Source organism: Microvirga yunnanensis (assembly GCF_025460875.1).
In genome coordinates this window covers 86,944-99,968 of record NZ_JAMXFI010000002.1, presented here as the reverse complement: position 1 = coordinate 99,968, position 13,025 = coordinate 86,944, and the positions used below count along the sequence as shown (strand labels likewise).

At 57.7% G+C, this 13,025-nt stretch carries 7 protein-coding genes; 6 read left to right on the top strand and 1 reads right to left on the bottom strand.

Going from position 1 to position 13,025, the window contains the following annotated elements; genetic code table 11:
- The 5 genes from NF876_RS01595 to NF876_RS01575 form a co-directional block, all read left to right on the top strand.
- Nucleotides 1–744 (top strand): hypothetical protein (locus NF876_RS01595; RefSeq protein WP_262267260.1); only part of this gene is annotated, 744 nt, incomplete at its 5' end.
- A 179-nt stretch (nucleotides 745–923) separates the two neighbouring features.
- On the top strand, nucleotides 924–2,921 hold the full coding sequence (locus NF876_RS01590; RefSeq protein ID WP_262267259.1) for a hypothetical protein: 1,998 nt from the start codon (nucleotides 924–926) through the stop codon (nucleotides 2,919–2,921).
- 117 nt (nucleotides 2,922–3,038) lie between these two features.
- A complete protein-coding gene (locus NF876_RS01585; protein ID WP_262267258.1) occupies nucleotides 3,039–3,251 on the top strand; it encodes a hypothetical protein in 213 nt (70 codons plus the stop codon).
- 247 nt (nucleotides 3,252–3,498) lie between these two features.
- Nucleotides 3,499–7,188: a vitamin B12-dependent ribonucleotide reductase gene (locus NF876_RS01580; protein WP_262267257.1), complete on the top strand. Its 3,690-nt coding sequence runs from the start codon at nucleotides 3,499–3,501 to the stop codon at nucleotides 7,186–7,188.
- Nucleotides 7,189–8,290: 1,102 nt separating this feature from the next.
- Nucleotides 8,291–9,640: a M10 family metallopeptidase C-terminal domain-containing protein gene (locus NF876_RS01575; protein ID WP_262267256.1), complete on the top strand. Its 1,350-nt coding sequence runs from the start codon at nucleotides 8,291–8,293 to the stop codon at nucleotides 9,638–9,640.
- 156 nt (nucleotides 9,641–9,796) lie between these two features.
- On the opposite strand, the gene NF876_RS01570 is transcribed toward NF876_RS01575, so the two are convergent.
- Nucleotides 9,797–11,380 carry a hypothetical protein gene (locus tag NF876_RS01570; RefSeq protein ID WP_262267255.1) on the bottom strand — a complete coding sequence of 528 codons (1,584 nt, stop codon included), beginning with the start codon at nucleotides 11,378–11,380 and terminating at the stop codon, nucleotides 9,797–9,799.
- 496 nt (nucleotides 11,381–11,876) lie between these two features.
- Between NF876_RS01570 and NF876_RS01565 the strand changes: the two genes are divergently transcribed.
- Complete coding sequence (locus NF876_RS01565) at nucleotides 11,877–12,797, top strand: metallophosphoesterase (RefSeq protein ID WP_262267254.1); 921 nt, start codon at nucleotides 11,877–11,879, stop codon at nucleotides 12,795–12,797.
- The last annotated feature ends 228 nt before the right edge of the window (nucleotides 12,798–13,025 follow it).

Genomic DNA, 13,025 nt, shown 5'->3' with positions numbered 1-13,025 from the left:
GCTTTCATCCTTCTCCCGATCCTCAGCATCGCTGGAGGAGACCCAGTATCGCTATGGTCTATTGGAGGGGTCGGACTCCTCTGTCTCTGCTGCGTCCTGGCAATTCCTACAGACACCAGTGCCTTCCAGAAGCGGCTCCAAGCTGCCGAGGCCGAATGGAAGAGCGTCGAGGCCGAATGGGAGCAATGCGCTGGACCGCGATCCTTCGACACCAAGAAACTCCAACTGCTGGACCTCCGGAATGAGTGGAACAGCCTTCCCGATCAGGAAGAGGAGAAGATGGAGGCTCTCAGGGACGTCCAATGGGACACCCAGCGTCAGCAGTTTCTATCAGGGTTCCCAATTCATGAGGCCGATATCTTCAATATAGGTGACCCGCGTCTGAAAGCTCTCCAAGACGCGAAGGTCAAGACGGCAGCCGACATCCCGGCCGAGGAAAACCTTTCGCGCATCCAGGGTATTGGTCCCTCAATCGCGAAAACCTTGGTCGATTGGCGCAGAACGCTGCAGAGCGGATTCCAATTCGATCCTGCCGAGCCACTCCTGCCCGTGCAGGTCGATGGAGTTAAGGCGGATATCGCGGCACAAGCCAGAGATCTGGAACTCCAGCTTAGGCTCGGGATCGCGGACCTCGAGAAAACGCTCGCACGGATCAAGAAGGTTCGCTCGCGTGGCGCAGAAATCTTGAGCCTGGAATTCGACCGATACCAGAAGGCGCGCAACGAGGTATCTCTCCTCTCATAACCGTAGGGCTACGACGCTCGCAATGATCTGCCGCACGAAATTAGCCGCCGAATAGGCGCAAAGCGGCTGGCGTTTACGCTGTTTTAAATCGTAAATTCCAATTAACAGATCGATCCTCTATCGTGCCCATCGCATTCACCTGAATGTAAATCGGCCGCGTCACATGAGGACCTTACGCGATGCATCTCAGCCCTGCCCTTCCAACGGACCGGCGGCTCCCTTCAGGCGAAAGCATCGCTGTTAACCTCAATGCACCCCGGGTGACTGACGAGGCTGGAGTACCATTCCCGCTCGGTGAAATGCTCTCCGATGAGAGCGGCGGAGCCGTCTATCGTGTGCCCGCCGACGGACGGCTTGCGGCCAAAGTCCTCCACGGCAGCCCTAGTGCGCACATGACTGCCCGGCTCAAGGGGATGCTGCAGCTCAACAACAGCGAACTAAGGAAGGTGACGGCCTGGCCGACAACCCTGCTCTATCCGAAGGATAGTCACGAGCCTATCGGGTTCCTGATGCCCTTGGTCAGAGGGCGGTTTCCCATCTCAACGCTCTCCAGCCCTAAGGGGCAGATCGAGCGCTTTCCTAATGCCGATTGGAGATTTCTTGTCAGGGTCTCGATCAATCTTGCTCGGGCATTCAACGCGGTGATCAAAGCCGGGTGCATCGTTGGAAACGTCAACCCTGCCAATATTCTGGTCGGACAGGATGCATCGGTCATTCTCACGGGCTGCGACACCTTCCAGATCGACATGATCGATTCTGTAGTCGGAGAAGCCGCGCAGGTAACGCTGCTTGCCCCCGAACTTCAAGACAAGCCCTTTGGTGGTCTGGTTCGCAGCGTTAACCATGACAATTTTGCCCTGGCTATTCTGATATTCCAGTTACTCTTTGCTGGCCGCCATCCCTTCGCAGGACGCTACCTCGGAGATGGTGACATGCCGATCTCGAGAGCGATCGCTGAGTTTCGCTTCCCATATGGCTCCCGTCGTAGCGTCCATCTAATGGAGCAGCCGCCAAAGACCCCATCCTTGTCAATTGTGGGCCCAGAGTTGGCCGCGTTGTTTGAGCGTGCGTTCGGAAAACCTGCGGTCAAGGGCGGACGCCCGTCAGCGCGCGAGTGGATGGCTGCCCTCAGCCGACTAGAGCAAAATCTGAAGCCATGCCGCTCCGATGGATCCCATTGGCACCACACAGGAACCTCGTGCCCGTGGTGCCGGCTCTCATCCGACAACGGGACGGCCTCAAGTTTCATGGCTGAGGCAGTTGTCTTCGGAGAAAGCGCTGACTTTGAGACCCTCTGGCGGGAAGCCGAAACCCTCGACCCACCAGGTGAGGCGCCCAATGTCCTCAACCTTGACTCGGCTCCCTCGGAAGCGGCTCTAGCAGTCCGCCGCAAAGGGAACCTTGCCCATCTGGCCGCAGTGATCATCGGATTTGGCCTGATTACATTAGGCATCTTCACCAAGATTGAGGCCATTCACCCGATGTGGTTCATCGGTGCTGGGATCCTCGCATTCTTTGTCACCCACGGTCTGTTTGATACCGAGGACGACGAGGCTGCCATCAGGCGTCGCTTAGAGCGAGCAAAGCTCAAGTGGGAAGCTGCCGAGGCCGAGTGGACACTCAGGGCGAGTTCAGAAGAGTTCTCTCGTCAGAAGACCGTCCTTCAGGAGCTTCGCGACGTTTGGGACCAGCTCCCAGCCCTCCGGAACCGCCGCCAAGAGGAGCTCAAAGACAATCATTGGGCGCTGCAAAGGAACCGCTACCTCGATGGCTACCGGATTGCTGAGGCCAGGATAGAGGCTCTGACCACGGAACGGCAGATCTTCCTTGCCTCCTATGGGATCGAGACCGCTGCCGACATCGACATCAAGCGGTTCCACGCCGTCCCCGGCCTGAGCAACCGCCTGCTCGAAAGCCTACTCTCCTGGCGGACTTCCATAGAGCGGGATTTCGTTTATGTCCCTACCCTGCCCGTTGATCCCGCCGACGCCGCCCGGGTCGACCGGGAGATCATGTCCGAAAAGCGCCGGCTTGAAAGCCAGATCCGGAACGGTCTGGCTAGGCTGAAACAGGTCCGAAACGAAATTGAGACTGCGCGAAGGACGCTCAAAGGACCGACCGAAGAGGCCTATCGCTACTATGCTCAGGCCCAGATCGATGCTGCGGTGCTTTCATAAAGGAGTGCACCGCCCTCTTCCCACCCACAAGGGATAGAACAAGATCCACTTAGATCAGGTGATCACGAGATCCACTGACCAGAACCAAACCCCAAAATCTGGATCCGGAGACCTCCCATGATCACTCGGCCCCTTCCGCGTCTGCAGCGGGCCATGAGCCTCGCTGGATTCAGTCAGTCCGAGGCGCATTCGGCCATCTATACTCGCCGGACCTACAGAGATGACTTCCTGGCCGCTGCCGAAGCTATTTGCCACGTCGGCGGCGCCTCGAAGGCGATCCAATTCGCGATCCGGTGCAGGCACATCGATCGACGCCGTCTTCTCTCCTGAGAGATCAAAGTGACGAAAATTAAGGACATTTTCGCCTTGATCCCTGTCAGGGCGTGATCGTCTTTGGAATTATCTCGCACTTAAAGTACAATTTATTTCGCAAATCATACTTGCGGTGTTCCAGAGCATCCTCTGGGTCGCTTCGAGTATGCCCTCCACTGGGAAGCGAAAGACCCTGAGACCCCTCATCAATGAGCCGCCCCTGCGGCCCGGAGATTGAGATCTCCGAAGTAAGGATTAGCCTACGATGCATTTCGAGCGCCGTTTCACCACAGCAGGGCAGTCGCCCTACGCTGCCCTCGCCTTCCGGCTCGCCACGAGCGAGATCCGCAATCCGGACGGCTCGATCGTCTTCAAGCTCGAGAACATCGAGGTTCCCGAATCCTGGAGCCAGGTCGCAGCGGATGTGCTGGCCCAGAAGTACTTTCGCAAAGCCGGCGTCCCGGCCCGCCTGAAGAAGGTGGAGGAGAACGACGTTCCCTCCTGGCTCTGGCGCTCCGTGCCCGACGAGGCGGCGCTTGGCCAGCTCCCCGAGGATCAGCGCTTCGGTTCCGAGATCTCCTCCAAGCAGGTCTTCGACCGGCTCGCCGGCTGCTGGACCTATTGGGGCTGGAAGGGCGGCTACTTCTCGTCGGAAGAAGATGCCCATGCATTTCATGACGAGTTGCGCTTCATGCTCGCCAATCAGATGGTGGCGCCCAACTCCCCGCAATGGTTCAACACTGGCCTGCACTGGGCCTATGGCATCGACGGTCCGAGCCAGGGTCACTATTACGTGGACTACAAGACCGGAAAGCTGACCAAGTCCAAGTCGTCTTACGAGCATCCGCAACCCCATGCCTGCTTCATCCAGAGCGTCGAGGACGACCTGGTGAACGAGGGCGGCATCATGGACCTTTGGGTGCGCGAGGCGCGCCTGTTCAAGTACGGCTCGGGAACCGGCTCCAACTTCTCCTATCTCAGGGGAGAAGGCGAGAAGCTCTCCGGCGGCGGCCGCTCGTCCGGCCTGATGTCCTTCCTCAAGATCGGTGACCGCGCCGCCGGCGCCATCAAGTCGGGCGGCACCACGCGCCGCGCGGCCAAGATGGTCGTGATCGATGTAGATCACCCCGACATCGAGAGCTACATCGACTGGAAGGTAAAGGAGGAGCAGAAGGTTGCCGCGCTGGTCACGGGCTCCAAACTCGCTTCTAAGCACCTGAAAGCCATCCTGAAGGCCTGCGTGAACTGCGAGGCCGAGGGCGATGCCTGCTTCGATCCGGAGAAGAACCCGGCCCTGAAGAAGGAGATCAAGCTGGCTCGCCGGGTGATGATCCCGGACAATTACATCAACCGCGTGATCCAGTTCGCGCGCCAGGGCTACACCGACATCGACTTCCCGATCTACGACACCGATTGGGATTCGGAAGCCTACCTCACCGTCTCCGGCCAGAACTCCAACAATTCGGTTTCCGTAACTGAGGAGTTCCTCCGCGCTGTTGAGAACGATGCCGACTGGCACCTAACGGCCCGTCGTGGTGGCCATGTCATGAAAACCCTGAAGGCTCGCGACCTGTGGGAGCAGATCGGCCATGCCGCCTGGGCGTCCGCCGATCCGGGCCTGCACTTCAACACCACCATGAACGACTGGCACACCAGCCCTGAGGGTGGCCGCATCCGTGCCTCGAACCCGTGCTCGGAATACATGTTCCTGGACGACACGGCGTGCAACCTCGCCTCCGCCAACCTGCTGCAGTTCCTCGATCGTCAAGGAAGCACCTTCAGCATCGCGGACTTCAAGCATGCTTGCCGCCTCTGGACGGTGGTGCTCGAAATCTCCGTGATGATGGCGCAGTTCCCATCCAAGAAAATCGCGCAGCTCTCCTACGAGTACCGCACGCTCGGCCTCGGCTTCGCAAACATCGGTGGCCTGCTCATGACAATGGGCCTGCCTTACGACTCCGATGAAGGACGAGCCATTGCAGGTGCCCTCACCTCGATCATGACCGGCGTCTCCTATGCTACCTCGGCCGAGATGGCTGGAGAGCTTGGACCGTTCCCTCAATACGAGAAGAATGCCAAGCACATGCTGCGGGTGATGTATAACCACCGCCGCGCAGCCATCGGCGCTCTGGACGGGTACGATGGGTTGTCCACCAGCTTGGTTCCGCTCGACGTGGATACCCTGAATCGTTCCGGACCTCTGAATGAGGCCTGGAACTCCCTCGGCAGCCAGCTTGCCACCGAATCCAAAGAGGCTTGGGAGACAGCGCTGGACCTTGGTAAGAGGTATGGCTACCGCAACGCGCAGGCCACCGTGATCGCGCCCACCGGCACGATCGGCCTCGTGATGGATTGCGACACCACCGGCATCGAGCCTGACTTCGCCCTGGTGAAGTTCAAGAAGCTCGCCGGCGGCGGCTACTTCAAGATCATCAACCGGGCGGTGCCCGACGCCCTGCGGGCGCTCGGCTACCGCGAGCACGAGATCGCCGAGATCGAGGCCTATGCGGTCGGCCACGGCTCCATGAAGCAGGCGCCCGCCATCAACCCGGGCTCCCTGCGCGCCAAGGGTTTCTCGGACGAGAAGATCGACGCGGTGGAGAAGGGCCTGAAATCGGCATTCGACATCAAGTTCGTCTTCAACCGCTGGACTCTGGGCGAGGACTTCCTGACCGGCACGCTCAAGGTGCCGGCGGACAGGCTCAACGATCCGTCCTTCGACCTCTTGTCCTTCCTCGGCTTCTCGAAGGCCGACATCGAGGCCGCGAACATCCACATCTGCGGGGCGATGACGCTGGAAGGCGCGCCGTTCCTCAAGGTGGAGCACTACGCGGTGTTCGACTGCGCCAATCCGTGCGGCAAGATCGGCAAGCGCTATCTCTCGGTCGAGAGCCACATCCGCATGATGGCGGCCGCGCAGCCCTTCATCTCGGGGGCGATCTCCAAGACGATCAACATGCCCAACGACGCCACTGTGGAGGATTGCAAGAACGCCTACATGCTGTCCTGGAAGCTGGGTCTGAAGGCGAACGCCCTCTACCGCGACGGATCCAAGCTCTCGCAGCCCCTGAACTCCGCCCTCATCGCCGATGAGGACCAGGATGCGGACGATGCGGCGGAATCCGTCGCCGCCCTCCCCGCGGCAGCTAAGGTGGCTCAGATCTCTGAGCGCATGGTCGAGAAGGTTGTCGAGCGCATTGTAAAGGTCAGGGACCGTGAGCGCATGCCCGACCGCCGCAAGGGCTACACCCAGAAGGCAACGGTCGGCGGACATCGCGTCTACCTCCGGACTGGCGAATATAATGATGGGCGCCTCGGCGAGATCTTCATCGACATGCACAAGGAAGGCGCCGCCTTCCGGGCCATGATGAACAACTTCGCCATCGCGATCTCGCTGGGCCTGCAATACGGCGTGCCGCTGGAGGAATACGTGGAGGCCTTCACCTTCACGCGCTTCGAGCCGGCCGGCTTCGTCCAGAACAACGACCGGATCAAGTCCGCGACCTCGATCCTCGACTACGTGTTCCGCGAGCTCGCCGTGTCCTATCTCGGCCGCAACGACCTCGCCCACGTCGAGCCGGAGAACGCACCGACGACCGTCGGCCTGGGCAAGAATGACGGCACTTCGTCGGATTCTTCGGGAGTTGTACTCCCGATCTCGCGCGGATTTGTTCGGTCGGATGTGCAGGCGGTTGCCCAGACCGTCGCCATCTCATCGACGGCTATGATCCCTCAAGTCGACGGCAACGCCGCTTTGGCAATGCACCCGATTGAGAGTCTGCCGTTCCAGCCCCCAGCGGTGCGAGAGGAAGGAGAGCTCGCATCGAAAGTGGCATTGGCGAAGAGCCAAGGGTTCATTGGCGAGGCTTGCGGCGCCTGCGGCAGTTTCCAGATGATCCGTGCGGGCAAATGCACCTCATGCACTGCATGCGGCCAAAGCTCAGGATGTGGCTAGGGAGATCAACCCTTAGCTGGCGCCCATAAAGGCGTTGTTTAACCCAATTCTCCGCTCGATATCGCCTATAAGCGTGTCGTGCGGAGAGACCTCATCTGCCTTCATTATGATCCGACGATGCGCAAGTGCTCCAAAACTGGCTCCTATGGAAATCGCACCACATTTAGCCGGAAGCTGAATAGCAAAGTCCGGCGCTGCGCCCTTTTGGGTCAGATCAGACTAGTGCCCCTCGACGGCTCACGGGTGGAATTGATTATCGATGGTTTGTCACACGGACCATTTGACGACACTAGTGCCGCCCTTACCCAGGCATCAGCCCTTAAGATTGTCCGGACCGTGCCGTCCAGGAAGCCGAAGCCTCGGACCGAGCGAACATACGATCTGACCCCAATTCGCGGCTCTGATCACGTTGGTCTGTACATCGATGGAAAATTTGAAGGCGTATTCTCGAGTGCCGCTGCCGCTGGATCCTATGTCGCCGATCGTTGCCGCCCCGGACAATCCATGATGCCTCGGGCCATTCAGGCTGGACGTACAGCGCATATCTAAGGGGACGTAGCCCGTGCATATTATCGATGTCGAGAACCGACCTAGCGTCCTCTACGATGGCAATCGCTTGGTTGCAGTAGGGTCTCGCGAGATGTGCGAGGCCGTCCGCGATGATGCCGTTCAAGACTATATCGCCAGGTGTGAAGACGAACGCCACCGTCTTAAGATCGGAATGCACAGTCCGCGTGTTCAGAGGCAACTCGCTCTGGAATCCGCAGCGGCAAGACCTAGGATCGAGCAGGCGGAACTCTTCGCTTGAACTTAAGATCAGCACATAACGGGGCGCTTGTGCGCGCGCCCCTTTTTTGTACGGATCAACAAACCCCGTTTGCCACACTGATTAACGCGCGATGACCATCATCCGGGGTGCACAAGCCAGCAGGCATTTCGAGACGGCGTCCTTATTAGGACGGGAAATTAAATCCCCAGAATGAAACTGAAACAGCTTGACCGCCAGCGGCGCAAACGGTTTTGTATCCTACCATTCTATTTCGGTTTGATGCATTACAAGTGCGCTCGCTTGCTCCTGCTTCAAGAATGAGAAAGTAATAATATGTCTGCTAGAGCCATCCTTGCCCTCCGCGGAACCGATAAGGACAACGAGTCGTTCCGCGACTACGCAAACAAGGCTGACGGAGAAGGGGCCGTCATCACCTTCTCTTTCATGAATGCGGCCCCGGAAGGAAGCAGCGACAGGAAGGCATCGACCTTCTCGACCTACTCGGCTCAGGAGAAGGCGACGGTCTATGCCGCTCTCGGCTACATCTCCTCGATCGCCAATGTGACTTTCGTCGAATCTGACGCAGCCAATTCTCTGCTCGCCTTCGGTCAGTACGATTTCACCGGAGATATCGTCGGCAGCGGGATGGGCATCTACTACAACAAGGTGCTCGGTAGGTTCGAACAGGGCCAGGTCTGGGCCGACAGTCATATCAAATACAACACCAAGAGCGGCCAGGGCATTCACACCCTTCTCCATGAGATCGGCCATGCTCTTGGACTTCAGCATCCCTTCGAGGGACCGTACGCTCTGAGGGGCAAGGAACTCGCCTCCTCCGCCATGGGCTACGATTATACGGGCCCGGACAACAAGATGGGCGTTTATGACATCATGGCGCTCCAGGAGATCTACGGAACTCCGCAGGTTCGTCTTGGCACCAACACCTACAAGATGGGCAACGACAAGTACATCTTCGATGCCGGCGGGATCGACACGCTCGACGCTTCGGCAGCGAAGTACAAAGTCTCGATCAATCTTGAGCCCGGAAGCTGGAGCTACGTCAACAAGAAGGCGGGTTCTGTTATCTCTGATGGCCAGGTTGTTATCAGCAAGGCGACGGTCATCGAAAACGCCAGAGGCTCGAAGTTCAACGATACGATCACTGGCAACTCCGAGAACAACACTCTCAAGGGCGGCGCCGGGAACGATAAGCTCTATGGTGGCGCCGGCGATGATAAGCTCTATGGGGAGTCGGGCAACGACCTCCTCAGCGGTGGCGACGGAATGGACTACCTATCGGGTGGTGCCGGAAACGACACCATCTGGGGCGGTGCTGGCGCTGATCGGCTCTATGGGGGATCCGGGAAAGACCAGTTCAAGTTCAACTCCTACGGGGACCTTGGCGACCTGAATTCGTTTGATCGGATCTATGATTTTCGGGCGGACGACAAGATCAACTTCCGGAGCTTCGATGCTAACCCGGATGTCGCCGGCCGCCAGAAGATGACCTTCCTCGGCAACTCCACGGGCGACTGGAAGCTGAATGCTAACAAGGCGGGGCAGTTCTACTACAACACTGCCACCGATAACCTCGTTATAGACTCCAACGGAGACGGCGTCGCGGACCACTACATCGGCGTCAAAGGCGTCTCGTCCATGAAGGCCGCCTACTTCATGCTCTAAACCCAAAAGGGGAGGCCTCAGGCCTCCCCTTTCTTGTTTCGGGCATTGGTCTAGAGTGTCTCCGGAGCCGATCCCGGCTCCTTTGAAACAGATCGCGGAAACGTGTGCAGACAGATCTGCTAAAGGCAGCAGACCTCAGGATTCCTAAAACGAACGTTAACGCAATGGCGGCAGAGTAATCCCGCCAAGGCCGTGGGGAATTAGAGGTCGAACAGGAGGTCTGGGCGGTGTAGGGGGAGTTGTATGCATATCACTCCCTTCGCAACTGCACCTCTGGCCGCGGCACACACATTCTCCTTCGCACCTCATCCTGTCGCAGGTCGCTGTTCTAGTGGGTCCGTCTATAGAGAGCCCGAGGCACCCACAAGCAAGCACTCTATTTGGACTCATGCCGACTTTCGATGAGTACTGTGAGCACCTAACCTGACTACACAAAAGCGCCTCGACGTTCACCGAGGCTGAATTGTCCTGCAGAAGCAAAGCAATACATTCTTCGCGAGGACGATCGTGATCATCGAACGGATTTTGAGCGCAGTCTGCGCGGGTTCGGTCTTCATCCGACTGACACTCGGAACCGATTCGTCCGGCTATGCCTGAATTATTTAGACCTTCAACAGCTCTTGCCTCACAGCGACACGATCGGATCGAGTCCAGAATTCCTATGACGCCACCATCCTCTCGTGCATACGAGAGCTCGTATCCTGTTCCAGCGACAGGAAACCGACTGCATTGCTTATTCTTATCTGGCGTATCCTCAGGTACAGGGGTTGGAGCAAGTGTAATGTCGTCAGAATCACTGTTGGAGTCTGACGGAGTTGTAGCAGTGGGTGAAGCAGGCGCTGACCCAGTAGCGTCGCTCTTCTCCTTTTCGGCTAGCTGCTCTTGTAGTTTTTTTATGTTTTCCTGATCTTTTCGGCGCTGTTCTTCGTTTGCATTATCAATTTGAATAGTAACTAATATTGTAACTGCGGCTCCAAGTACGACAATGGGAGCAGCAGGCCCGGTGGCGGTAGCGGCTGTGACCAACCCAAGTATAAATGCAGTCCCATATTTTATGTTGTTCAGGGTCTGAGACGCATAAGGGTTGTTGACACATTCTGCAGGTTTCGCCTTGGCGATTACGTTATTCACGCACTGTCGATAGTGATCCTTTGCAGAATTGCCCCAACTGCCTATGTCGTCGCTGATATCCGGAACTTGGCCGCCGCCCCTTCCGCACGAACCCAGAAACGCAGACGGATTTGAAGGATCGAAGCTTGCAGGTGTCGCGCTCGGTCCTCCAGATACGCTACGCATCCGAACAAAGAGAGATTGCGCAAGATCTCTCTCTGTCGGCAAACCACAACTGGATGCCAGGAGTTTTGCGTATCTTTCCAACGAGTCGAGGAGAGTCAGTTTTGCTTCGGCATTTGTAAGATGATGATTGTTCTGAAACCGGGCAGTAATCGAACCCATGGGAGCAGGAATAAAATTACTTGGTGGTTCTCCACAAGCGGTCCGCCGAGCTCGCTCTGCGTTAGCCTGAAAGTTTGTGAATTCCTGATCGGTTGCTCCGATTGCCTTGAACCACTTCTTCAAAAGAACAGTCTGTGCTGCTGCGGCTCCCATCGAGTAGCAGTAATATTGATCAATCAGCACCTTGGCATTGGCCTGAGTCAGGACTCCGTTTGGTTGTCCCCTGGCAGGCACGATCGGCATTATGACAGCAAGAACGCAAGCCAGAATAATGATCTGAAGCATGATCGTCCCCTTACTTGGGATGCGTCAGTCAAATCACGGCGCGTGGATGATTCTGATCCTGTCGATGCATAGCGTCAATGACTTATCTCAGTGGGCCCGAGTGCCGTGTGGGGGCGGTCAAGATATTAGTCATCGGATACAAAATGCTAGATTTAAACCGCGGGATTTCGGCTTTGCTTGAGAGATTGTGCCAGCAGATCACAACGATCGGGCGCCGCCGCTGGACAGTGGTCAGGGGTGACGGTACATCCGCGCCACCCCTCAACCACGTCAGCCGAGTGCCCCACATCCCGGTTGCTGCCTTGATATCGCCGACATGGTTAACGTTCGGTTAATTCCGAGCACTCAAGGCGGAATTTTCGGCTTTATTTCTTCCGCAAAGCTTGGCAATTTGGGTCATCAAGATCCCCGAAAAGTAGAAATCAAATGACGCCCGTCCGTCTCGTACGAACGGCCAAGCTTTGGGTGCTGAAAGTGCACCTGAAAGGAGTTCGAATTGCGCTTTGATATTGTCGCCGACGTCCATGGACACGCATCCAAGCTTACCGCCCTCCTCTCCAAGCTGGGCTATAAGCTCAAGAACGGCATCTGGCAGCATCAGGACCGGACGCTGGTCAGCGTGGGCGACCTCATCGACCGTGGCCCCGAGCAACTCGAAACCGTTCGGATCCTCCGGCAGATGAGAGACGAAGGCTTTGCCCTGGTGACGATGGGCAACCATGAGCACAATGCCATCGGCTGGTTCCTCACCGATCCCAACGAGCCCTCTCGGCCGCTCCGGGCGCACAGTGCCAAGAATCGCAACCAGCATCAGGCATTCCTAGAGGCCGTCGGCGAGGGCTCTCCTCTCCACCGGGAAACGGTCGAGTGGTTCATGACCCTGCCCCTCTGGTGGGAGACTGATGGCCTTCGGGTCATTCATGCCTGCTGGCATGCTCGCGAAATCGCCATCATGAGGAACTTCGTCAATCAGGACGCTTCGCTCACAGAGGATGGCATCTATGCCTCTTTCGCCAAGGGGCATCCGGCGCACAACGCCGTCGAGATCCTTCTAAAAGGCCTTGAGATCGCCCTCCCCGCAGGCGTATCGTTCTTCGATAAGGATGGCCATGAGCGAACCAACACTCGCATCCGCTGGTGGGACGATGTGGCTACCACCTACAGGAGCGCTGCTCTCGTCGATCCAGAGACAACCGCTCTCCTGCCGGATATCGAACTCGGCCCCGAGGATCGCTTGGAGTACGACCACGCCGCCTCGGTAGTCTTTGGGCATTACTGGCTTCAAGGAAATCCGGGCCTGACTGACCGGCGCCGGCTCTGCCTCGACTACTCCGTCGCGAAGGGTGGCCATCTCGCCGCATATCAGTGGGACGGTGAAGCGGAACTCGACCCCAGCAAGCTGGTGTACGTCAGCTAGAGCGGAGCGCAGGCCCGAGAACGTGAGCCTGCGTCACCTCCCGACGTATAAAGATTCTATGCACCAAACAAGGGATTTGATCGCTTAGGCGTCGGATTAACCCTGGTGCTTAAAACGCTTCAAACCGATTGTAGTTAGGCTGGATCCGAATTAAAAGTCACAACAGTGAAGGTCTCGATTTGACTTTCCTATGGCGGATTGGATGCCCAGCCCTCTAGGCCCGATCCA